At 58.4% G+C, this 21,151-nt stretch carries 21 protein-coding genes and 2 pseudogenes; 1 reads left to right on the forward strand and 22 read right to left on the reverse strand.

Annotated features, from left to right (window positions below):
• Positions 1-7: 7 nt before the first annotated feature.
• The 10 genes and pseudogenes from VTU_RS32100 to VTU_RS0122780 all read right to left on the reverse strand — a co-directional run bounded on the left by VTU_RS32100 (position 8) and on the right by VTU_RS0122780 (position 8,841).
• A complete protein-coding gene (locus VTU_RS32100; RefSeq protein ID WP_081479922.1) occupies positions 8-1,114 on the reverse strand; it encodes a zeta toxin family protein in 1,107 nt (368 codons plus the stop codon).
• 3 nt (positions 1,115-1,117) lie between these two features.
• Complete coding sequence (locus VTU_RS33260) at positions 1,118-1,393, reverse strand: hypothetical protein (protein WP_138928015.1); 276 nt, start codon at positions 1,391-1,393, stop codon at positions 1,118-1,120.
• A 167-nt stretch (positions 1,394-1,560) separates the two neighbouring features.
• On the reverse strand, positions 1,561-1,779 hold the full coding sequence (locus tag VTU_RS32105) for an antitoxin VbhA family protein (RefSeq protein WP_201766176.1): 219 nt from the start codon (positions 1,777-1,779) through the stop codon (positions 1,561-1,563).
• Positions 1,780-1,993: 214 nt separating this feature from the next.
• The gene (locus VTU_RS30015; protein ID WP_169315438.1) at positions 1,994-2,914 is read right to left on the reverse strand and encodes a DNA-primase RepB domain-containing protein; all 921 of its coding nucleotides are present in this window, start codon (positions 2,912-2,914) and stop codon (positions 1,994-1,996) included.
• 127 nt (positions 2,915-3,041) lie between these two features.
• A complete protein-coding gene (locus VTU_RS32110; RefSeq protein WP_081479924.1) occupies positions 3,042-3,926 on the reverse strand; it encodes a Fic/DOC family protein in 885 nt (294 codons plus the stop codon).
• Positions 3,907-4,101, reverse strand: coding sequence for an antitoxin VbhA family protein (locus VTU_RS32115; RefSeq protein WP_081479925.1), 195 nt, complete (start codon positions 4,099-4,101; stop codon positions 3,907-3,909). The genes VTU_RS32110 and VTU_RS32115 overlap by 20 nt, the downstream gene beginning before the upstream one ends.
• A 111-nt stretch (positions 4,102-4,212) precedes the next feature.
• Positions 4,213-4,992 carry a DNA-binding protein gene (locus VTU_RS30020; protein WP_010109658.1) on the reverse strand — a complete coding sequence of 260 codons (780 nt, stop codon included), beginning with the start codon at positions 4,990-4,992 and terminating at the stop codon, positions 4,213-4,215.
• Between the two features lie 205 nt (positions 4,993-5,197).
• A pseudogene (locus VTU_RS30025) lies at positions 5,198-8,178 on the reverse strand (Tn3 family transposase).
• Positions 8,179-8,182: 4 nt separating this feature from the next.
• A complete protein-coding gene (locus tag VTU_RS0122775; RefSeq protein ID WP_010109662.1) occupies positions 8,183-8,602 on the reverse strand; it encodes a putative toxin-antitoxin system toxin component, PIN family in 420 nt (139 codons plus the stop codon).
• A complete protein-coding gene (locus VTU_RS0122780) occupies positions 8,602-8,841 on the reverse strand; it encodes a ribbon-helix-helix domain-containing protein (protein WP_010109664.1) in 240 nt (79 codons plus the stop codon). Before VTU_RS0122780 ends, VTU_RS0122775 begins: the two co-directional genes overlap by 1 nt.
• A 209-nt stretch (positions 8,842-9,050) precedes the next feature.
• Here VTU_RS0122780 and VTU_RS0122785 point away from each other — a divergent pair, with 209 nt between their 5' ends.
• The gene (locus VTU_RS0122785) at positions 9,051-9,974 is read left to right on the forward strand and encodes a recombinase family protein (RefSeq protein ID WP_010109666.1); all 924 of its coding nucleotides are present in this window, start codon (positions 9,051-9,053) and stop codon (positions 9,972-9,974) included.
• A 45-nt stretch (positions 9,975-10,019) separates the two neighbouring features.
• Here VTU_RS0122785 and VTU_RS32120 read toward each other — a convergent pair.
• From VTU_RS32120 to VTU_RS0122840, 12 genes and pseudogenes are all read right to left on the reverse strand, one after another.
• A pseudogene (locus VTU_RS32120) lies at positions 10,020-10,397 on the reverse strand (transposase family protein); the annotation flags it as partial.
• Between the two features lie 141 nt (positions 10,398-10,538).
• Entirely contained in the window at positions 10,539-11,828 is a 1,290-nt protein-coding gene (locus VTU_RS33265; protein ID WP_138928016.1) for a hypothetical protein, read from the reverse strand.
• A 34-nt stretch (positions 11,829-11,862) separates the two neighbouring features.
• Positions 11,863-12,630, reverse strand: coding sequence for an outer membrane lipoprotein-sorting protein (locus VTU_RS0122795; RefSeq protein WP_081479926.1), 768 nt, complete (start codon positions 12,628-12,630; stop codon positions 11,863-11,865).
• A gap of 3 nt (positions 12,631-12,633) precedes the next feature.
• Entirely contained in the window at positions 12,634-13,860 is a 1,227-nt protein-coding gene (locus tag VTU_RS0122800; RefSeq protein ID WP_010109674.1) for an ABC transporter permease, read from the reverse strand.
• Complete coding sequence (locus VTU_RS0122805) at positions 13,853-14,542, reverse strand: ABC transporter ATP-binding protein (RefSeq protein WP_010109677.1); 690 nt, start codon at positions 14,540-14,542, stop codon at positions 13,853-13,855. The genes VTU_RS0122800 and VTU_RS0122805 overlap by 8 nt, the downstream gene beginning before the upstream one ends.
• Positions 14,543-14,576: 34 nt before the next feature.
• Positions 14,577-15,170 (reverse strand): hypothetical protein, encoded by a 594-nt coding sequence (locus tag VTU_RS0122810; RefSeq protein WP_138928017.1) that lies wholly within the window; start codon positions 15,168-15,170, stop codon positions 14,577-14,579.
• On the reverse strand, positions 15,167-15,625 hold the full coding sequence (gene fabZ, locus VTU_RS0122815) for a 3-hydroxyacyl-ACP dehydratase FabZ (protein WP_010109681.1): 459 nt from the start codon (positions 15,623-15,625) through the stop codon (positions 15,167-15,169). Before fabZ ends, VTU_RS0122810 begins: the two co-directional genes overlap by 4 nt.
• 2 nt (positions 15,626-15,627) lie before the next feature.
• Positions 15,628-16,848 carry a beta-ketoacyl-[acyl-carrier-protein] synthase family protein gene (locus tag VTU_RS30035; protein WP_081479927.1) on the reverse strand — a complete coding sequence of 407 codons (1,221 nt, stop codon included), beginning with the start codon at positions 16,846-16,848 and terminating at the stop codon, positions 15,628-15,630.
• Positions 16,845-17,807 carry an ACP S-malonyltransferase gene (locus VTU_RS32125; RefSeq protein WP_081479928.1) on the reverse strand — a complete coding sequence of 321 codons (963 nt, stop codon included), beginning with the start codon at positions 17,805-17,807 and terminating at the stop codon, positions 16,845-16,847. The genes VTU_RS30035 and VTU_RS32125 overlap by 4 nt, the downstream gene beginning before the upstream one ends.
• A gap of 1 nt (position 17,808) precedes the next feature.
• Positions 17,809-19,065, reverse strand: coding sequence for a beta-ketoacyl-[acyl-carrier-protein] synthase family protein (locus VTU_RS0122830; protein WP_010109684.1), 1,257 nt, complete (start codon positions 19,063-19,065; stop codon positions 17,809-17,811).
• Between the two features lies 1 nt (position 19,066).
• Positions 19,067-19,705 (reverse strand): hypothetical protein, encoded by a 639-nt coding sequence (locus tag VTU_RS33270; RefSeq protein ID WP_138928018.1) that lies wholly within the window; start codon positions 19,703-19,705, stop codon positions 19,067-19,069.
• Between the two features lie 52 nt (positions 19,706-19,757).
• On the reverse strand, positions 19,758-21,149 hold the full coding sequence (locus tag VTU_RS0122840; RefSeq protein WP_138928019.1) for an N-acyl amino acid synthase FeeM domain-containing protein: 1,392 nt from the start codon (positions 21,147-21,149) through the stop codon (positions 19,758-19,760).
• Positions 21,150-21,151: the final 2 nt, after the last annotated feature.

A 21,151-nucleotide genomic window follows, 5' to 3' on the forward strand; every position in this document is an offset into this window, starting at 1 on the left:
CCGACGCTCACCGTTCCAGGTCGCGCTGCTGTTCGACCTTACTCTGCACGCTCGGCACGTCTCCGCGCTCGATCCTTTCGGCCACGTTGTCACGCACCCGCGCCATGACAATGGATCTCTGCCGCTCGTTCAAGCCATCCGCTTCGGCCTTCGCCTCTCTGGCACGCATATAGCCATAGGCCGGGGCAAGTTCCGGATGCTGCTGCACCGCTTTTTCGGGCGACTTCTGACGGAAGACTTCGGCAGCAAGTTCTGCTCTCGCTTGGCGACGCAATCCGTCTATCTCTCGAATTTCCTCCGCGCTGGCCTGGCGCTCTGGCCGTGCCAGTTGTTCGGCCAGCTTATCGAAACCCTTGGCGTAGTTGCGGCGCTCTTGCATGGTCATGGCCCGATTGCGCTCTGCCTCCACAACAGCGCGGGCCTGCGGCTCTCGCGTCCACTGTCCGGCTTGAAGTTCATTGGAATAGAGCACTTCGGCACCACGTCGGTAAATCGTCAATCGATCGGCCAACTTGTCACGCTCGATCCGCTCAAGTGTGACAAGCATCCCGTCATAGGCCGCTTGGTGGACTTCGCGCGGCGTCATGCGCCCAGCGCCCCGGTCAGACTTCTGGCCCTCGTATCGCAACAAAATACCTTGCTCGCTCAAGCGAGAATTCACCGCCAAGACGCGAGCATCTATTTCATAACCTGCTGCCAGCAGATTACCCATCGTCGAGGCAACCCCATTGCCGTCGCGCATAGTGCCATCGATGATGAGATTGACCCGCTGCACTTTGGCTTCGGCAATGGCCTTTTCGACCCATCGACCGGCATCGCGTTGGGTGTAAAAAGCAGCCGTCTTGTCATCGCTCGCCATCAGAAAATCATGGTCCGGGTGATAACTGCGCAGATCATCAGCATCGACCAAAACCACCCCACCACGCGGAGCTAACTCACGCACAGCCACCTTGACGGTGGCGCTTTTTCCGGATCCCGGCTGACCACCAAAGATGACGGCCACGGGTTGATCGGATGGTTTCACGTCTGAGAAAATATCTGGCTTTATGCTATTCTCGAATATTTCTTGATGCCGTGCTTCACTGATCTGATATTGGTCTTGATTCAGCGCCATACACTATGAAACCGCCAAATTACCAAACCGCCAATTACGCACGATTTTTCCATATTCAGAACGGATGCGAGCCACCTGAGCATGATCGTTGACGTACAGGCCCTTGCGCTCCCTGGCGAGCCGTGAACGCTCGGTGCGCAAACTCTCCAACCGCACAGGGTCGGGATGAGACTTGCGGGATTCATCCGCAATCTGGCGAGTTTTAATCGACATCAAATCGCTTATGGCATCGCAAGCGCATTCGTAGGCAATTGCATCTTCCTCTGTCCACTGCTCCATGGTGTCTCTCCTTAGGTTATGCATGAAACCAAGCTGCGAATGATGTAAATCTACATATTCCAGCACAAGACGATAGTATCAACATTGCATATTATTATCAAGTGCTTTAGTTTGTTGTGATAAACACCGTTTGCATCAGTGTACGAATTAGCCATTATGTCAAAGAATCAGATCCACGGTCTGGATTCTATGAAGCCATCGAGAGTTTTATTTTTCATGGCGTAATCACGAACTTCATCGGCCACTTGGGAAAAAGTTACACGCCCTGCTAAAACGGCAGCATCAGTGGCCCGTATTTGCTCAGTAGGCTCAAAGCCTTCAAGAGCAAAAATTGCATCCGTTTGTTTAATGGCTTCCTGAAGCCTCTCCTTGTCGATAGGAATCAAAATATACTCCCACATTAAAAATCGATAGGTTAATTATATCTCTAAGATTTCTCTTAGTCAATCTCTAGCTTCAGTGCTCGCCTGTGTGACTCGCATTCGCGCAAGAACCAACCATTGCTCTCAAACATGTTCCGCGACATCCTCTCTGCGCTGTGGGGAAAAATGCGGCCTCGCAGCAAACAGATCCGACTCGCCTGAACATGCATTGAAAAACTCACTCTCTCTCAAATCTTCCATTACGGCCCATTCTGCGATTGTCCGCCCGATCTTGGGCGAGCGACAGCAGCGCGTCGGCCACGTCAACGTAGTTTGCGCCCTGCGATTTCAGCTCGTGCCAGATTTCGGCCTTGCCAGCCGTCCTGGTCACATAGTCGGTCACAGCCGCGCCCTTGCGGCTGTCGATACCTGGGCTGTGCTGCGCGATAACGTCGGCCACGTCCTGGAAGTCATAGCCCGTGCGGAACATCGCAACAGCGGCTACCCAGTCGGCCCGGCTCGCGTCGAATTCGTCGCCGAACTGTATTTTTAGACTATGCCATAGGCTGCGATACCACGCGGCCAGTTCCTGGGCCGTCTGCGGTGTCTTGGTTGTCGCCTGGGGCAGACTGCGAGCTTCCATCTGAACGTGAGCGGCCACGCTGCGGATCTGCTTCTGCTCGCGCTCGATGACGGCTCGCGCGATCTGAACCAGTTCGGCCGCACCGCTGGCTGGCCGGCCGTTGTAGCTATCCAGCAGAACGAAGGGCGAGCGACTCGCCGCGTCGATGTGCTCGGGCTTACGGTTGGTGAAGCCGGCCAAGCGGCCATAGTGTGCCGAATCGGCGCTGTTCGGATCACCGCCATACTCGCGCGCAAGGTGGCGGGCGACCTCGCGGCGCACATCGGCCGACATGTCATCGTCAAGCTTGACCCACGCTTGATAGTTGCTCGGACTGGTCTGCACCGTGACGGCAGCGTGGTAGGGACCAACCTGAAGCCGGGCCAGAGCACCCATGTTCAGATCATCCACAAGGATGAGCCTGCTAGACACGGAGCGCGCAGGTCGAACGTAGATGTCGCAACCAGTGAAGTTCTCGCGCTTGAGCCAATCAAGCGCTTTCATGATATCGGCCCCACCCCATTCACGGTTAAGCATGCCGCGATCGACGTGACGTACGCCAACCTCGTACAGGCCGCACCCCATCCCCTTAAGCTGGCGAGTCACTGCGGTTCGAGTTGGGTCGTACTGCATAGCAGCATTTCGCGCCCGCGAAATGCTTGTGTCACCTCTCGGACACGTCACGGTCGATGCTCCGCTCCTGTATCCGATCCTCCTTGATGGTCTGCTCGGGACGCAGGCCACTCTCAATGTTTGCAGCCAGCGTTTCGCTCACGCGCCTCATTACGACTCGACGCTGCTGCTCGCTCAGACCGTCCACTTCGACTTTCCGCTCAATGGCGGCGAGCTTGGCGAAGCTGCCGGCCAAGTCCGGATTTTTTCTTATCGCGTCCTCCAGCGGATCATCGCGGAATGACTTGGCGGCGGCCAAATTCAGAGTATTTTTCAAAAGAACCGATCGGTCGGCCATTCCTGCACGAATAAGGCCAGCCAAGCCACTTGAATCACCACGGTAGGCTTTGAGGGACGCTTGGATCATGTCTTCCTTACTGATTCCGCTCCAATCGATCTTATGGCCGGCTGCTTGGGCCAGTTGACCAATGAATTCACGTTGTGCACGACCATTCCCCTCGCGGAACGGATGCAGAACATTTATTTCTCCAAGATAGTGCCCTGCACGTTCGCTGAAAACATCTGCATCTAGTCCATGTAAATGTCGTTCCTTGGAGAGCGGCCCGAAGACTTGCTTGGCCGCGCTCTCAATCACCATTTGACGGGCAAAGATCACACCTCCCTTCTCGATTTCGACTTGGCGTATTTTTCCGGCCCAATCGTACACGTCGGAAAACAATCTCTGATGGATTTCTTGCAGATGTGCAAGATCGAAATTCCCTTTAACTGGTTGCTCACGCAATTTAAGAGATTGCACAAAAGACAAATTAGATTCGGCCTCATCGAGTTCAGCTTGATCCCTGATACTGAGGAGATTGCGAAGTACGCCTGTATCCTTGTCCAGATACGGGTCACCATTATTTCCTTCGTACTTCATACCGCATCCGCGCTTTGTAGTCGGAAATAATGGCATCGATGGTCATTTCGCCACGTGTCCACTTTTCAGCGTCCTCCATGACCTTGGCATCCGGTTCCAATCCTTCAATGCGTTGGCTAGCAAGGGAATTTTTCACCACAGCGCGACGCTCAATCTGCTCTTGCTCTGTAATCATTAGATTATCCTATCAGTCTGTAGCCATTTAGACACCATTTCATACTATAGCATAAAGTACACCATCCTCGAAGCGGGCATGACCATGAACCGATCTATTCAAAAAAGTCGATCACAATTGCACCTTCTTGCCTTTTTTATCGTCCTGCGCAGCCAAGCTACGAACGATGTCATTCAAGCTGGCGACCTGGGCACGTAGTGCATCAAGTTCACCCTGAGCGCGGCCAAGCTGTGCAGCGGCCTCACGCTCCCCCTTGCGGGTAGCCGTCAAGCCAGCCTCCAAGTCCACGCAACGGGTCTTCTGGTCTTTGAGTTGGTCCGCTAGGCGTGCCGCTTCGGCGGTATGTTGGTTGCGCACAGCCTCAGCCTCGCCGTGGACACGCGCAAGCTCGATTTGCTGTGCATCGACCTGCTGCCGCATCTGTTCAACGGTCGCCAACAAAGCCGCCTCACGGGCAGCCGTGCCGGTCGCAGCGGCCTGGGTCGCCGCAAGTTCGCTATTGGTGGTTTCCATCCTTGCCGCGTCGGCGTTAGCTTCCTCTTCCAGTCGTTCTACCTCGGATAAGGCTTCATCCAAGCGGCGTTTGGTGCCCTTGATTTCGGCATCAGCCTTCTCGCGGATGGCAGCGATCTCCTTGCCCGCCTCGGCGGCGGCGGCCTGCCAGCACTGCGCAAAAGCAACCTTGACGATTTCGGGCATTTCAAGGATCACGGGAGTAGGCGCGGCCTGCCGCATCCGCAGCCAAGCTTCAATGTGTTTCCCCAAGGTGGAAAAACTGCCCCGACCCAAAACCTCTCGCAAGGCGGTAGGCGTGACTTCCTGGCATTCGACCGCCAGCTTGTCGGCAGCCTCGAAAACCTGTTCTTGTGTGTGTGCAGCGATGCGTCCCATGTCATTACTCCTTTCAGTGAATTTTGGCGCTCTCTCTCTGATAGAGCGTTGTTTGGCTTCGGTATCAGCCCGAAGAATGAAAATTTCGTATCGTAATTACGTTTTACGTTATCTTATCATATTCTCGACCGGGGCGCTCCTGGGGTTCGGGGAGCAATGGAACAGGAAAGTCAGTTAAGGCTTTTGAGTTCCAACGTGAACCTGCCTACGATTCTTCGCGGCCGCCGTTGAGCGTCCGAAGCTCGCCGCGCGCGACGGCTTCCGGCACTGAGAATGAGTAGCGCCCGAGCATGTTGATGTGCTCATGGCCGAACGGTGACAGTCGCGCTTCGTCTTCGGGCTTCACCGGGTAGCCCTCGCTGCGCAACTGCGTCAGCACCGCGTCCATGTACAGCGTGTTCCACAACACGATCATGTTCACGACCAGGCCGAGCGCGCTTAACTGGTCTTCCTGTCCTTCGCGATAGCGTTGGAACAGCTCGCCGCGCTTGCCGTGGAAGACCTCGCGCGCCAGGCTGTGGCGGCCTTCGCCGAGATTTAGTTGCAGCAGCGTGGCGCGGCGGCGAGCCTCGTCGTCGATGAAGTTCAGCGTGTGGATGGTCTTGTCGATGCGGCCGATCTCGGCGATGGCCTGCGCCAGGCTGGTCGGTCGTTCATCGACCTGCAAGGTGCGCATGATGCCCATTGCCGGCACCAGGCCGAGTTTGAGCGAGCCGACCAAGCGCAGCACATCGTCCCAGTGCGGAGTGATGCGGTCGAGGTTCACGCGCTGCCGCGCGAGCACGTTGAGGTCACCATAGTCGGCGTTGGGATCGACACGCCAGAAGCGTGTGCCGCCTACATCGGCCAGGCGCGGGCAAAAGCGATAGTTGGACAGGCGGAACAGACCAAACACCAAATCGCTGTACGCACCGGTGTCGGTCATGATCTGCGTCGGCTGCAACTCGGTCTGCTGCTCCAGCACGACGGCCAGCAAAACCAGGCTGTCGCGCAACGTGCCGGGCACGGTGATCGCGTTCAGCCCGGTGCGCTGATCGGACAGCAGGTTGTACCAGGTGACGCCGCGCCCGCGATTGAAGTATTTGGGGTTTGGCGCAGCGTGGATCGTGCGCACCGGCACCACGAAGCGCATGCCATCGGCCGAGGCCACGTCACCGCCACCCCAGGCGCGTGCCAGTGCGATGCGGTTCTGCGCCGCCACCAGCACGACATTGCAGGCAATCAGCGTGTCGTCGCGCACGTAGTTCTGATCGACCCACATCAGCCGGTCGCGCTTGAGCGCCGGGGTATCCGGCCGCACCAACGGCTCCGGGCCGGTGTTGCAGGCTTCGGCCATCAGCACCGCGCACAGGCTGGTGGTCAGATCAGCCGCGCGTGCTGTGCGCTCGGTCAGGTGCGTAAATGCCGCCATGCAGCCGGTGCGCCCGGCGACTTCCAGCAGGATTTCTGGCAGATCGACACGCGGCATGCGCGCCTTGATCTCGTTGCGCAGTGCGATCAGAGAAGGCGGTTCTTCCAGCGCTTCTAAGGGGCTGAGCACCAGTTCGGCCTTATCGCCGACCGTCTCGAAGCGCACCGCATCGTTCTCTGGCAAGCGCGCGGCGACACGCCGGTAGGTCTCATCCAACTCGTGCGTCAGCGCAGCCAGCGTTGCTTCAGGTTGCGCCGTCAGGCCAAGCGAGCGACAGATGATGGGCCGCGCTGCCTCCCACTCGGCCCCGGCCAGCAGGCCCACGCGCGGATCGGCGTAACGCCAGCTCGGGCTGACGAACACATCGCGGCGGCGGATTGCGCTGCGCAGCTTGTCGAGCACACAGAAGGAATAGGCCGTGGCATTGATCCGGCCATCCTCCTGCACGACATGGTGTTGCCATGCCTTGCCAACAATTTCGATTGGCGGATCGTGGTCTGGCTTCTCATGCAGCCATTCCAATGCCTGCGCCAAGGGCCGCGCGGCGGGGTTGGCGTCGAAGCGGATGACGCGCAGCAGCGCCGGCAGGAAGCGTGTCACGGTGCCCTTCCTGGCTTCCAGCTCGGTGTAGAACACGTCGTTGGGCGGACGCACCAATCCGCGCACTTCGTTGAGGGCCTGGGCCAGTTCATCGCGGCCGATGGTGGTGTAGACGCGCTCGCGCAGCTCGCCGTCCGGCAGGCCAGGATCGAGCAACATCCGGCACGCCTCGGCCAGCGTTGAGGCGGCCCGATCCAGATCCTTGAGGGTGCGCTGCCTGACTTTGCGGTCTTCCTTCTCGGCCTTGGTGAACAGCTCGCGCAGCAGCAGGTCGAGCACATCGAGGGCATCGTCCTGCGCACTGGCTTCCAGACAATGCACGAAGGCCACCAGCGTGGCGATGCGCCGCGCCTGCGGCAGCCTGGCCACAGCGGACACCTTGACCGTGCTCGCGAAGCGGGCCAGCGCTGCGATGCGGCTCGGCGGCACATGGGTGCCGGGCAGCTTGATGCCCAGGCCGCGCACGGTTTCGATGCGCAGCAGGGCCATCACGAGCGCCGGAGCGCTGACGCGCACCGGCCCCTTGCGCAACCGATCCAGCCAGGACTGTCGGCTGCCTTCGGCAGGCTTGAGCAGGTCATCGAGGCGTTGCTGCTGTTCGGCCGTCACACCACGCATGAGCAGACGCCACAGGCGCGACTCCATGCGCGAGCGTATCTCGGCGATGAAGCGTTCTAGCACCGTGACACCTGGCAGCAGCACCTTGTGGCCGACCAGCCAGCCGTTGGCGTAGTCGAACAGCGCACTGGGGCGGTCGGTGCCCGTCCAGCATAGCGCGCACAGCCAGCGGCCAAGCCGGAATTGAACGCCGCTGTCGGCAAACTCGCGGTAGCCGTAGCGGGTGCGAATTTCGGCCGTGTGCTGCCAGCGTTGTCGCGTTGTTCGGTAGTCAATGACACAAGCGGAATAGTCGGCGACGCCCAACTGGGACGAAAGCGTGTGCAGCACCGTGCTTGGCACGGCGGTCGGGTCTTCGAGAAAGGTGCCGAGAAACCGCACCGTAGTCAGTTGCAGCGCATAACCGAGGCGGTTGCTGTCGCGCCCCGCTTGGTAGCAATCCACTCGCAGTCATCGTCGTCCAGGTGGAAGTGGCGCGCCAGTTCTTCACTGGAAAGCACCTCTGGATAGCGGCCGTAGCGTTCCCGTTGCGTGGTGGACAGGAAGCTGACCGGCATGGCGTCACAGCGCCTTGGCGCAGAAGGTGGCCGGCGTGACGATGCGTGTGCGCCCGTGGTTGCCGCGTTGCAGCAGGCCGGCGCGATGGTCGCCAGTCACCAGGTAATCAGCCTCACCCTCGAGTGCCATCGTCAGCAGGAAGGTATCGTTCGGATCGTTGACCTCAATGCCCTCCGGCAGAGCTGGCAGCGCGTCCAGCATGATCGATCGACGCATGTTGTTGACCATCGTGCCGACGCGGTACGGCTGGAGTACGTCCTTGAACTTCGCGTAGCGGCTCGCGCGGCGCAGTTCGTCGATTTGCGCGGCTGACGTCACCAGGTCGAAGCGATCCTTCTGCCACGCGCGATAGATGGTGTCCGGCCAGCCGTGCGGCGACAGCAGCGCACTGAGCAGCACGTTGGTGTCCAGGACGACCCGCATCAGTGCTCACGCGCCCATTGCACGGCTTCGTTCACGATGGCGGTCAAGTCGGCCTCGCTCACGTTGGCGTTCGCCGCCTTGGCCTCCTCAACCGCACGCTCGAAGATGTAGGTGCGTACCGCCTGCTCGATGAAACGCGACAGGTCGCCCTTGCGTCCGCCGCCTTGCGACGCAAGGAACATGCGGACGGACTGATCCGTGTCTGACGACACGGCAAGGTTCCAGCGCACGGTGCTCATGATGTCCTCCGTTTGAATGCTTACACACATAGGTGTTTATACGTCATATCCACGACGCTTGCAATGGTTCGATAAAACGATCGTTTATATGAACTTTAGCGCAGCAATCGGCACGACCTGTCCACAGGACCACAAGCAGTCTGTAATAATGGTTCACTAAATCAAAGTTCGATATTATCTTAACTCAACGAGTAAAACGGAATTTTCGGATGAAAATCGGCTACGCGCGCGTCTCAACGCGCGACCAGAACCCGGCCTTGCAGGTGGATGCCCTCAAGGCGGCCGGCTGCGAGCGCATCTATCAGGACGTGGCGAGTGGCGCGAAGACCGCACGCCCGGCGCTCGACGAACTGCTGGGCCAGTTGCGTGCGGGCGACGTGCTGGTGATCTGGAAACTCGACCGCATGGGCCGCTCGCTCAAGCACTTGGTCGAACTGGTCGGCAACCTGATGGAGCGCAAGGTCGGGCTGCTCAGCCTGAATGACCCGATCGACACCACCAGCGCGCAGGGACGGTTCGTGTTCAACCTGTTTGCCACGTTGGCCGAGTTCGAGCGCGAACTGATCCGTGAGCGCACTCAGGCCGGGTTGACGGCCGCGCGGGCACGTGGCCGGGTCGGCGGGCGACCCAAGGGCCTGTCGCCGCAAGCCGACGCGACAGCGCTGGCGGCCGAGACCTTGTACCGTGAGCGGAAACTGTCGGTCGCCGCCATCGCGCAGAAGCTGCACCTGTCCAAGAGCACGCTGTACAGCTACCTGCGGCATCGCGGGGTCGAGATCGGTCCGTACAAGAATTCCGCACAGAAACCGCCAAGCGTACCGAGCACCCAGAGCGGCAACGACGATCCGCCAAAGGTTGCCACGATTTTGGTGACGCTGCGCATCGAAAACAACAGCAAGTTCGTGCGCGGCAAAAAACGCACGATTGAGCACGTCGAGAACTTTTACCTTGACCAATACGAGGCCAAGCGACGACCAAACGGCGAGTATGAATTGAAAGTGCCCTACGACACCGACGAAGAACTGGATGAAGCTGTGAACGAACTGCTGACCGACATCGCCAGCGGCGCGGACGACCGGCACTGCTTCTCGGAGAGCGAGGCCCGCATGGAGGGCGCCGACCGACACTGGTGAAGGCTTAACTGACTTCCCTGTTCCATTGCTCCCGAACCCCAATGCCGCCGCCTGGCTCACCGGCAAGTCGCGACACAGGGCCAAGGCGAATGCTTCAAAGGCCACCGTGAAACCCGAGCCTGGACGGGCCCAGGGCACCAGCATCTGCGTGGTCTTGCCACAGTCACTGCACGCGATGCGCGGCACCTCGCAATGCAGCCAAGTCTCGAACTGGAAGAAGTCCAGATGACGCCAAGAGCGGAGCAGCCGGTCATGAATGGGCTGTGCGGCAGCACCACAGGCCGGGCACGCCAGGCCAGCGCCGTGGCAGCCAATCTCGAAATTGATCCGGCGGTCGGTGGTGTTGAGCTTGACGTTCTCGACAACCCACGGCGCTTGCAGACCCAGCGCATTGGTAAACAGCGCTTCCAGTTCAACACTCATCAGACACTCCCATGTTCAACACCAACCTGGTGGACCTGCGGACAAGCCCACGGCGACCTGTCTTCCAGCATCCACTACCAGCGGCTATTGTGCATGTTGGTTTCCACACGAAACGACGAGGAGCCGTTGGAGCACGGTATTTCAGAAGCTGTGTGTGACATAAGCCACCACTTTTAGTCCCATGCCACGTAAACCAAATTCGCTTCTGTGCCCACCATAAGGTTGCGAACTGTAGATACCCCATGTGGTACCAGACTGAAGCACCTTTTCGACCCGTATGGACAACACACCACTGCGGTCATCCAAGCCATGCAGCATAGACAACTCAAGCGAAGCTTCGCCGAAAAATGCCACCTGTGGAAAGGCGGCACGGCCAAAGAGGTAATTGCGACGCAGAGTTTCGGCACGAAGCATGCCGTTGAGGGTTAGCAAGCGACCTTGGCCACGCTCAGGCACTGGGCCGACACGCCATTCCTGAGCACTGGCACCTATCAGTCGCACCATTTCACTCCATTCGCCCGCACTATAGCCATCGCTTTTGCGCGAATATTCTAGGTTGAAGCTGGCCCCAGATGCCAACGTCAGCCCGGCACCGACAGTCCCTGCGAAATACCAGCGCCCATCGTTGATGTCATTGGATATGAACGCCCCCGCATCCACCCCATCAAGCGGTCGAGGCGCCACCAAACTGCGGTTTCGCCGCAAGGCCGTGTCGGCGTACACCACCCAGGCCTCCCCGCGAGTGGTGCTGAGCGACACTGCCAATCCGGGGCGGGCATCCCAAAATGCCAATGCGCTCAGATCCATGTTCGAATCCGGCGCCAGTAGTGCGGCAGAGATGCCAGCCCGTGTGCTTTGACCTGCGTTCAAACCGTTTCCTGCCGGCGCAACAAAGCCAGACAGCGTCAAACGATTAGAGGCCAACACCTCAACCCCAACGGCATCCACGCCGAGTGTTTCCTGCCGCCTGCGAGTTTCGTTGAGACTGCGGTCTTGCGTCAGGGGATCGAAAAACACATCAGCGGGATTAATTCCGTACGAGGTACCTTGCACAAAATGCCGCCGCCCAGCAAATACAAAGCTAGTGCTATCCAGCGTCAGCTCTGCCGAGATGGTGTCAAGATAGGCTTTTGGCTTGTCTTCGCTAGCACTGCTCAGTTGCAGGCGAGCTTGCCCTGTAATTCGCACGTCTACGGTAGAAGCAGACAGGTTGAACCGATGCAGATAGGCCGCATCATCGCTGCGCACGCCCAACCAATCGATCACGGGTACGAGATCAGTTCCGTACAGATTTTGGTGTGTCAGACGCACATCGGCAAGCTGGCGTATTTGCCACTCCACCTCCGCACCCTGGACTTGCCACGAGAAACTCAGGCATGCGGCATGCAACGTAGCCAACACGGCCAGTTGCCAGACAGATCGGCGCATCATTAAAACTCTCCCGCCGCGACCCCTGCATACAGAATCATTGCAAGCGCTTCAGCTGCGCAGGCTGAAACCATCCGTCTGGCGTTGTTTTCAGGACGAAGTTTGAATAGCGCATTAAAGTTTCGCGGTCGCCATCAATGTGGTTGACAACACGGAACACAGTTGGACGCTGGCGACCAAGAACTTCTGAGTAGGCCTCGAAATAGGCCGTTTTCACTTTGCGCTCACTCGCAGAATAGAACACAGCCGACAGCGGGTTGGGTGTTTTCCCCTCGATCAGCAGATCGATGCGGGCATAGGAAGCAGCCCCCTCAACCCCGGTCAGAGTCAACAGACGGCGTCCGTCCGGTTGCACAATGACTTTATCCAGCGTGTAGTCCAGAGAAAAAACCACACGGGCGATGTCAGCACTGGCCAAGCCGCCCAGAACCTGCTGTTGTGGCGAGATGCGCAGACTGCGTTGCGTGCCCGGAACGTACACCCACATGTTGCGCTCTACAAAAAGCAGTGCGCGCCCCTCGGCCGTGACAGGTTTAACGTAGCGAACCAAACTCTTGGATTGATCCTTCACCAGCACGTTCATGCTGAATTTGTTGCCGTCCGGCACCGTCACATCGATTTCAAAGCCGAAATTGGGGCCAGGTGCGCGCACAGCGTCCACCGCCGCTAACAAGGTATCATGAGGCTGCGCCTGTACGCTTTCAGGAAGCGCGGCAACAAAGCCCAGCGCAAATACTAAAAAGACCGAGACAAAATTCGCAATATGTGCGCGTAGGTGTTTGCGTGAATTTTTCATTTCAATCATCCATCAAGCGTGCTGCAAAGCCTCGACGATGTTCATGCGTGCAGCCAGCACGACTGGATAGATCGACGACAAAATACTGGCGGCCATGGTGACCAGAAATGCCTGCAGCAGAACGGCCGGGGTCAAATACAGGAAGGCTTGGTAGCCGTTGGACATGCCCGGCGGCGGCGGAATAGAAATACCGCCTGCAAGCTGTACCAGCGCTACGGCACCATAGGCCGCAAAACATCCCAAAATGCCACCCAGCAGGCCTATGCCAACGCCCTCCAACAAGAACATGGACACGATGTGCGCGCGTGGAGCGCCGATGGCGCGCAGAGCACCGATTTCAGGTGTGCGCTCCATAACGGCCATTGTCATGGTGTTGGCCACAGAGAACATCACCACAATGCCAATGAGCACCGAGAAAACATTAAAGATTCCGGTGTAAAGCGACACCACGCCGCTGTAGAAACCTGCCAAATCTCTCCACAGCCGCGTCTCAAAAGGTCTGTGTAAGCCATCGAGCGCTTGCTGGATTTTCTTCGACAACTCGGGCAACCGGTCCGTGTCCTTGAGCAGAACAATCACGCGCTCCACATCCTGGGTCTGTAGGGCACGCTGCGTCAGTTCAATGGGAACCTTCACGAAAACACTGTCGTATTCTTTAGAGCCGGTCTGAATAACGCCAACCACTTGGAAATCGACTGCATTGATAACCCCATCGACAGAGGTCGTCATCACCGTCGCCCAATCGCCCACCTTGGCTTGCAAGCCTTTGCGTAGCTCCTCGCCGATCACGCCGGCATTTTTGTCACCAGGTTCCAACTGACGTCCGTCAATCAAAGTTTCAAAATCAGCAAAACCTTCTTCCCTCGCTGAGTCTACACCAGTCACGCTGACGTTGACCGACGCGCCTCCCACGGTTGCCAAGCCGGAAAACCCCAAGCGGCGGGTCACCGTCTCTACCCCATCAATGGCGCTTATGGCCTTTTCGATGTTTTCAGGTTGCTGCAAATAGAACTGCTTGGGATTTGAGACATGCCCATCCCAAAAGCCCTCCTTGTAAATCTGCATATGTCCCAGCTGCGTGCGGATCGTGCTTTCGCGCAGGCCATGGAAAGAAAACTCGATGAAGCCACCGAAACTGGTCAGAGCAACAAAGCCAACCACAATGGACATCAGCGTCAGCAAGCTGCGCCGTCGGTTGCGCAAAATATTGCGCGCAGCAATGGAAAGCAAATCAAACATGCGGCTGTCCTTGCGGATCTTCCACGATCAGGCCTTCGCGCAAACGCAGACTGCGCTTAGCATAAGACATGACGGTTGAATCATGGGTGGAAAAGAGAAAAGTGATCTGCTCCGACTGATTCAATTGCAGTAGCAAATCCATAATGCCGATCGCGGTGTTGTGATCCAAGTTGGCAGTGGGCTCGTCGGCCAACACTAGGCGCGGACTGCAAGCCAGTGAGCGGGCAATGGCAACACGCTGGCGCTGCCCGCCGGAGAGTTTGCCCGGCCTGGCATGTGCGAACTTCGTCAGCCCCACCTTGTCCAGCAACACCTGTGCGCGTTCACGCCGCTGCGCAGCCGGAACGCCCGCCAGCACCATCGGATAAGCCACGTTTTCCAGCGCACTAATAACAGGTATCAGATGGAAGGACTGAAAAATGAACCCAACACTCCGGTTGCGCAATTGCGCTGCCGCGCGGTCATTCAGGTAGGCCACATCGGAGCCGTCGAACAGCACGCAGCCGCGATCGGGCTTATCCAATGCGCCAATCAAATGCAGTAGCGTGCTTTTGCCGCTTCCGGAGGGCCCGGCAATAGTGGCAAAGTCGCCTGGTTTGAGAAGCAGATTCACTCCATTCAACACGGTCAGCCGCTCCTCCCCTGCTGGGTAGGATTTCACCACATCGCGCAATTCGATCATGCCCGGTGCCCCTTCTTTTTCACTGGTATGGCTTTCATTGTTTTTGCGCCGCAACCAGTTCGGCCGCCCGTGCCTTGGCCTCCCATTCCGGCGCACCGCCCAGGGATTTGGCCAACGCGGTGTACAGCGGAGCCATCAGCGCAGCGTTCTCGCGCAAAGGAGCGACCTTGTACAACTGATCCAGCTTCTGGATATCGGCACGTGCCGCATCGGCGCGCTTAAACATTTCCGGCAGACTCAAATTGACATTGGCGCGAACGACACGCACCGTAAAGTTATCGGCACCATGCTCCAAGGCGTTATCCAGGTAGCGTATGCCGCGGTTGGTGTAGCGCACTTTGTCTACCAGCACAGTGGCATCGCGCGCCATAAGCGTGTAGCTGCTGCCCAGATAAACAACGGCCAGCGCGTTGCTAGGTTCTTTTTCCGCCAATGCCTTGAAGAGACCGGCAGCCTTTTCCGCACTGCCGGCTTTGCCATCGCGCGCCTGATTGTGCAAGGCAAGGGCCTGCGACCAGAGCGCTTGCTCGGTCTGTGCCTGTGGTACCGGGTCCGCCCCCCAGGCCAGTGGTGTGCACAAAGCACAAGCGGCCAAAACCGCAACTTGCAAATAACGCCATTGAATCATTTACCGCTCTCCGTTTGACTGAGTGCCACCAGGGTTAAATCCCCGCTAGCCGCAACACCACCACCGATAATACGCGCGATGGCCGAAGCCTTGGTCATTTCGGCCAAACTGCGCATCAGACGCACTTCCAAGCGCAATTGATCACCCGGTGTCACCAACTGCGCGAACTTCATGGCAAACCCAGCACATAAAAACTGCTTGCGCGGCTCCGATGTGCCCGATGGTTGCGCACCGATAAAGGCCGATGTTTGCAACAAGGCCTCGGTAATCAAGGCACCAGGCATGACGGGATGACCTGGAAAATGTCCTTGAAAGCAAGACTCGTTCACCGTGACGTTTTTCAATCCCACCGCAAAGTCGGGGCCGACTTCCACAATCCGGTCAACCATCAAGAAAGGGTAGCGGTGCGGCAGCCGCTTCAAAACGGCGTGTATATCGAAAACTGGCACGTTCATTGTCATTTCAATCCAAGCAGTAAGGAGCAATTAGCACCGCCAAAGCCCAATGCGTTTGAGAGAACTACGCTGGGCTTGGCCGAGCGTACCTCGGCAGAGCAGTTCAGAGCGTAGGCTTCATCCGGCTCCTGAAAGTTCAATGTGGCGGGAATATATTGACCCGCTCTAGCCGCCAGCGCCGCAGCGATATTCATGGTGCCGGCTGCCCCCAACGTGTGTCCTACCGCAGACTTGATGGATACACACGGAATGCTCTTGGCAGCCTCGCCCAGAACAATGTGCAGGGCCTTGGCTTCGATCGCATCGTTGTGCTGGGTGCCCGTGCCATGTGCAAAGATCAAGTCCACCTCTGCAGGAGCGACCCTGCCCATGTGTAGCGCTTTATTCATGCATGCGGCGGGGCTGGCGGCTGTCACGTCCGGTGCAGTCATGTGGTGCGCGTCCGAGGTAATGCCATAGCCCATAACGACCGCCAGCGCCTGGGCGCCGCGGCGGGCGGCAAAGTCTTCGGCTTCAATCACCATCACAGCAGCGCCTTCACCCAAAACCAACCCTTGTCGATTGCGATCAAAAGGACGGCACAAATCGGGGGACACATTGCGCATCACCCCAAAGCCTGCACAGGTCACCTGAGACATTGTGTCGAATCCACCCGCCACCACCACATCGGCCTGATTACTGAGGATCAATTCCAGCGCCATGGCTACTGCCAGATTAGATGAAGTGCAGGCCGTGGAGTACACAAGATTGGCGCCCATGAAGCCGGTTTCAATGCAGATCCGATAACCCGGCGCATGAAGACTGTAGTCGCGCAGCAAACTTGGGCGACGGCGCTGATGACGCGTAGCGCTGCGGTAAAAATCAAAAACCACGCGCGAACCGCCCAAGGTGGTGCCAAAAGCAACCGCTCCGCGCTGCGGCGTCACAATGGCTGGGTCAAGGCCGGACATCTTTAGCGCCTCGTCAAAGGCGGACAAGACCAGCGCCGAGCTGCGCTCCATGCGCTTACCTCCTCGGCGCGCGGCGACCGCATCTGCGTCAAAAGCCACAGCTTCGCAGGCATTGCTGCAGCGCATGCCCCGAGCGTCAAAACTGGCAATAGGCCGCAGGCCGCTGCTGCGTTTGCGCAATGCATCAATAAACTCACTCTGGCTGCAGGCGATTGCATTGACTGTGCCAATGCCGGTAATTAGCGCGCGACGTGAAGCAATGCGAGGAATCATGCCAAAACCTCCTCGATGTCTCTTGATTTGCCCGATGGGCGCACCATGTCAAGTGCCCGCGAAAAGGCGCGCGGATTTTCACTTTCGAAAACAGGCAGCCCAGGCACATACTGAAGCATCAGTCCCTTGAGCACTTTGCCAGGCCCGCATTCGATACCGCCAACGAGTCCCTGCCTGCGCAGGTTATCCATCACAGCGACCCAACGCACCGGGGCAGTCATGTGGCTGCGCAAATCAGCGCGCAGAGTGGCGGCGTCGTACATAAGCTCTCCGTCGCGGTTGCGAACCACGGCGGCATGGGGTGTGGCAAATGGCAGCGCATTGACCAATTCAGCAAACTGCGCAGCCTCTTCGTCCAGCAAAGGGGAATGAAAAGCGCCAGAGACGTTCAGGCGCTTGAAGCGTCCGCCACAGGCGGCGATCAAGGCCTCAGCGGTGGGCAGATCTTCTGCGGCACCCGAGAGCACCGTTTGACCCGGCAAGTTGTCATTGGCACGCCAGATGCGCAAGCCCGATTCAAGCAGCGCAGCATCCAACGCATCGTTGGGCGTATCTAGAGCCACCGTCATGCCGCCTGCACAGCGTGCCCCAGCCTTGGCCATCAATTGACTACGCGCGGCGACCAACCGTGCCGTATCGTGCGGGCTGAGTGCACCAGATGCTGCCAACGCAGTGAAGTGGCCCAAGCTGTGCCCGCCATATACCGCTGGCGCAGGAACACCTTGCTCACGCAAGGCAGTAGCAATCGCAAGACCCAGCGCAAACAAGGCGGGCTGAGCGCGCTCCGTGGCGCGCAATGCCGCATCGGACGTTTTGAGGCAATAGTCCAGCAGCGGTAAACCGCAAGCGTCGGCAGCAGCTTCGATAACGGCCCGCGCCACGGACTGCTGCTCAATGAGTGCCCGCCCCATGCCGGCGCATTGGGACCCTTGTCCCGGAAATAAAAAAGTGATTCGCATTTCAAACCATCCTTCTGAACAATGCGGCCCCGTAGAGGCCGTTAATGCCGATGCTGGTACTGAGTACGGCGTCGAGTTGCGGAACGACACGCGACTGCGTAACGATGTCGAGCGTCAATCCTTGTGTCGGCACTTCATGGCGCGGAGTGGGTGGGATGGTTCGGCGGCGCAGACTTTCAACAGACAGCGCCGCATCAAGCAAAGCCGATGCGCCCATGGCCACGCCAATGCCGCCCTTGACACTCGAAACCGGTGGCGGCTCGCCCGCAAAAACGCTAAGTAGCGCGGCCTGTTCCACGGTTTCGTCGGCCCGGGTGACGGCGCCCGAGATCACCGCGCCCACATCGGAAGCGCTTGCCTCAGCGTCTTGCAAGCAAGCATGTATGGCGGCGCTCAATCCTCTCCCATCGGGCGCGTTGTGCGCCAGACGATAGGCGTCGTTGCCGCACGCCACACCGGCCAATTCGGCCAAAATTTCAGTGCCGCGGGCGGTGGCGCGATCAGCACGCTCGAGTACCAGAGCACAGGCACCTTCAGACGTCACCGGACCTTGATTGCGCAGGTCATAAGGATGGGCGCCGCAGGAGGTATTGGTTAGGGGACCACTGTGATAGCGCACCATGCGGGCGCCGGACTGCAGGCCTTCGCACAATTCATCCGCACACAATGCGATGACGGCATGCACATCTTCTTGCGCCAAAAGGATTTGCGCTTGCAACAGCACGTGGGCACCCGCCGCTAGGCCAGCCGGCAGCACGATGATGGGCCCCTTAATGCCAAACTGAATGCTGGACAAGCTGGCCGGAGCATTGAAAACCGATTCCTGAAAAACGCGAGGCTTGACTGCGGCAGGACCTGCGTTCAAAAGGTCTTCGTAAATTTCCTGCGTGGCCGCGCCAGGTCCATTGGATGTGCCGTAGACCAACGCGATTTGTTCGTTGGCTATTTGCTTACCAAGCTTGATTCCGGCCTGCAGCAAGGCGAAATGGGTCGCGGCCAGCGCAAACTGAGACACCAGTGGTGCACGCGCCGCTGTCGCTGTACGCAACAGGCGCCGCAAGTCGGGTGCATGCGCCTCCGCACTGGGCAGATCGGTGGTGTATCGCGAGCATGGAGCAAAAGTGACGCCGCCGTCTTCCAAGGTTTGCCATAGCGCGTCTATGCCCACACCAAACGAGCCCACCATACCCATACCGGTCACAGCGATCCTGCGCTCCAATTCGTCACTCATTTCGGTGGTCAACAAGGGGGAGTTCATCTCACGGCTTTCGAGGGGGTTCTGAAGGAGTCTTGTCTTTTTCGGGAAGGGCCAAAACTGCGACTGCCAACACCTCCCGCTGGAAGCTAGCGTCCGCCAGCATGCCTGCATAAGCGTCTTGCGGATGGGCCATCCAGCTTTGAATCAGGCGCAAATCCGCTAGTCCCTTGTCATGCTGACCAAACAGCTTGGGCAGGCCCAGCATGGTCGAGGCTCGCACCAAGCGCACCACTGGATCCAGCGGTGCGGAGGCAACAGCCGCATCCAGATAGATCAATGAACGCCAGACGTGATAGAGCCGCACAAAACCCGGCCCAAGAAAAACCTGCAGCGCAGGCGCCACAGGAAAATCACGCGCCACGATAGCGTGCGTTGCGCCTAGATAAGCCAACACCAGAGGGCTTTGGGCGTTCTTCTCAAGCGCGATCTCGCTTTGGCGCAAGGCCTCACCGGCCCATTCGGGCAGATGGGTGCGCGCAGCGATCTGAAAGGCAGCCATCCCCAGAGCCTGTGCGTCGCCGTTGTAACCCAAGGATTTTTCTTCGGCCCAAACGGCCGCCAATCTGGCAACATCGGGCGGCTCTGTCGGCGGCACGGGCGTGGCCGACAAACGCATCTGACCATAAGCCGTCAGTAACAAGCCAAAAAAATAGATACCAGCAACAGTTTGCGCACCAAGCTCCGAGTCGGTGTCATGCAGTCCACTCCATGGCCTGAGCCTGCTGAAGCCGGGGCCGCCGCGGACTCAGAAAATGCTTGAGGGTGATGCGCTTGAAGTAGCGCTCCATGACGTAGGCATTGAGCTGGTCGCGCATTTCGGCGCTAGTGGTTGTGCTGGCATCCAGCGCAACCATCCTTTCCAGATCCAAAATCATCGGCATGAGAGTCACGCCGAAGCCAGTTGAGCCACTGTCTTGGGCGGTGTATACTACGTCAGACAGCGGTGAGAATCCGATCTTCTCGTAGAGTCTTTGCTGAAACGCAAAAGAATCGTTGAAGATCACGCCGATATAGTGCTGCGCCGCCACCTCAACCGCGCACTTGAACAGTCCTTTAAGCAAGCTCTGATTCAAGCGATGACTTCTGACGATGGCCAGTTTCCCAATTTCGGCAATTCGACAGTTACGGCGATAATCCGCCAGATCCAAGCCGGACTCATCCTCTATTGGAAGGCCTTCCACCGCGTGATCGAGATAGACGCAGATGGCACCCACAGGCCGTTCACCTTCGAATGCCAAGAATCGCACGATGGCGCTGTCGCGTTTGCCATCCGAGACGACCTGCTCATGCGTGATGGTCTCCACATCTAGCCGCTTGCGCGCGCCCAGCACGCGCTGCAAATCGGTCCTGTAAGCCTCGGCCACCACCTTGTAGAAGCGCTCGCGGTCTACCGCGCTCTTGACCTGGCAGAAGCTAAAACCATTTATCTCGAATGCATGCTGCCGGTCAAAGCGCTTACCCATGGTGAAAAAACTCATGCAAATGGTTCCGGCCGAGCCGAGCAACATCAGCGCCATCGGAACCAGCATGAAGCTCACATCAGGCAACAGCAGCCAGGCCGCTAACGCCGACAACAAATGCACCCCCCCCCACATAGCCGACAAAGCCCACTGCAGGGGACGAAAGCCCACATCAGAGGAGTAAAGCACCACAAAAGGCTGGCCTGCAGCCAGCAGGCCCAATGTGAGCAAAGCCAACAAAGTATAGATCAGCGAAGGCGCGTGCGCGAGCTGCGCCGGATCAATGCCCGCCCACCGCGCACCCAGAATCAAGGCATAGAGCACCGTCATCAGCCGAGTAATGGGTGACATGATGCCGGCGCGCGCCTCGGCATACCAAAGCGCCACATACAACCCCAAGCTGATCAGTCCAGCAACAGGCCAAGGTATTAGATAAGTTGAAAAGATGCTCCCCAACATTACCACCTGACTTGCTAGCATCAAAGTCACGGCCATTCGCAGTCGCACCCCAAGATCGGTTTCCACGATGCTTCCGGCACGCTGGGTATCCGAGACATCCGGCTGCCCGGAAGCACCAACATCAGCATCTAAGATGTTGCGACACGAGTGCAGAGTTTGCGCCATTT

It is taken from the genome of Verminephrobacter aporrectodeae subsp. tuberculatae At4, assembly GCF_000193225.1.
Classification (GTDB): domain Bacteria; phylum Pseudomonadota; class Gammaproteobacteria; order Burkholderiales; family Burkholderiaceae_C; genus Acidovorax; species Acidovorax aporrectodeae.

Coding starts and splice junctions, on each gene's coding strand:
- VTU_RS32100 (WP_081479922.1), bottom strand. CDS start 1,114: ATGGCGCTGAATCAAGACCAATATCAGATCAGTGAAGCACGGCATCAA.
- VTU_RS33260 (WP_138928015.1), bottom strand. CDS start 1,393: ATGGAGCAGTGGACAGAGGAAGATGCAATTGCCTACGAATGCGCTTGC.
- VTU_RS30015 (WP_169315438.1), bottom strand. CDS start 2,914: ATGCTTAACCGTGAATGGGGTGGGGCCGATATCATGAAAGCGCTTGAT.
- VTU_RS32110 (WP_081479924.1), bottom strand. CDS start 3,926: ATGAAGTACGAAGGAAATAATGGTGACCCGTATCTGGACAAGGATACA.
- VTU_RS32115 (WP_081479925.1), bottom strand. CDS start 4,101: ATGATTACAGAGCAAGAGCAGATTGAGCGTCGCGCTGTGGTGAAAAAT.
- VTU_RS30020 (WP_010109658.1), bottom strand. CDS start 4,992: ATGGGACGCATCGCTGCACACACACAAGAACAGGTTTTCGAGGCTGCC.
- VTU_RS0122775 (WP_010109662.1), bottom strand. CDS start 8,602: ATGCGGGTCGTCCTGGACACCAACGTGCTGCTCAGTGCGCTGCTGTCG.
- VTU_RS0122780 (WP_010109664.1), bottom strand. CDS start 8,841: ATGAGCACCGTGCGCTGGAACCTTGCCGTGTCGTCAGACACGGATCAG.
- VTU_RS0122785 (WP_010109666.1), top strand. CDS start 9,051: ATGAAAATCGGCTACGCGCGCGTCTCAACGCGCGACCAGAACCCGGCC.
- VTU_RS33265 (WP_138928016.1), bottom strand. CDS start 11,828: ATGATGCGCCGATCTGTCTGGCAACTGGCCGTGTTGGCTACGTTGCAT.
- VTU_RS0122795 (WP_081479926.1), bottom strand. CDS start 12,630: ATGATTGAAATGAAAAATTCACGCAAACACCTACGCGCACATATTGCG.
- VTU_RS0122800 (WP_010109674.1), bottom strand. CDS start 13,860: ATGTTTGATTTGCTTTCCATTGCTGCGCGCAATATTTTGCGCAACCGA.
- VTU_RS0122805 (WP_010109677.1), bottom strand. CDS start 14,542: ATGATCGAATTGCGCGATGTGGTGAAATCCTACCCAGCAGGGGAGGAG.
- VTU_RS0122810 (WP_138928017.1), bottom strand. CDS start 15,170: ATGATTCAATGGCGTTATTTGCAAGTTGCGGTTTTGGCCGCTTGTGCT.
- fabZ (WP_010109681.1), bottom strand. CDS start 15,625: ATGAACGTGCCAGTTTTCGATATACACGCCGTTTTGAAGCGGCTGCCG.
- VTU_RS30035 (WP_081479927.1), bottom strand. CDS start 16,848: ATGATTCCTCGCATTGCTTCACGTCGCGCGCTAATTACCGGCATTGGC.
- VTU_RS32125 (WP_081479928.1), bottom strand. CDS start 17,807: ATGCGAATCACTTTTTTATTTCCGGGACAAGGGTCCCAATGCGCCGGC.
- VTU_RS0122830 (WP_010109684.1), bottom strand. CDS start 19,065: ATGAACTCCCCCTTGTTGACCACCGAAATGAGTGACGAATTGGAGCGC.
- VTU_RS0122840 (WP_138928019.1), bottom strand. CDS start 21,149: ATGGCGCAAACTCTGCACTCGTGTCGCAACATCTTAGATGCTGATGTT.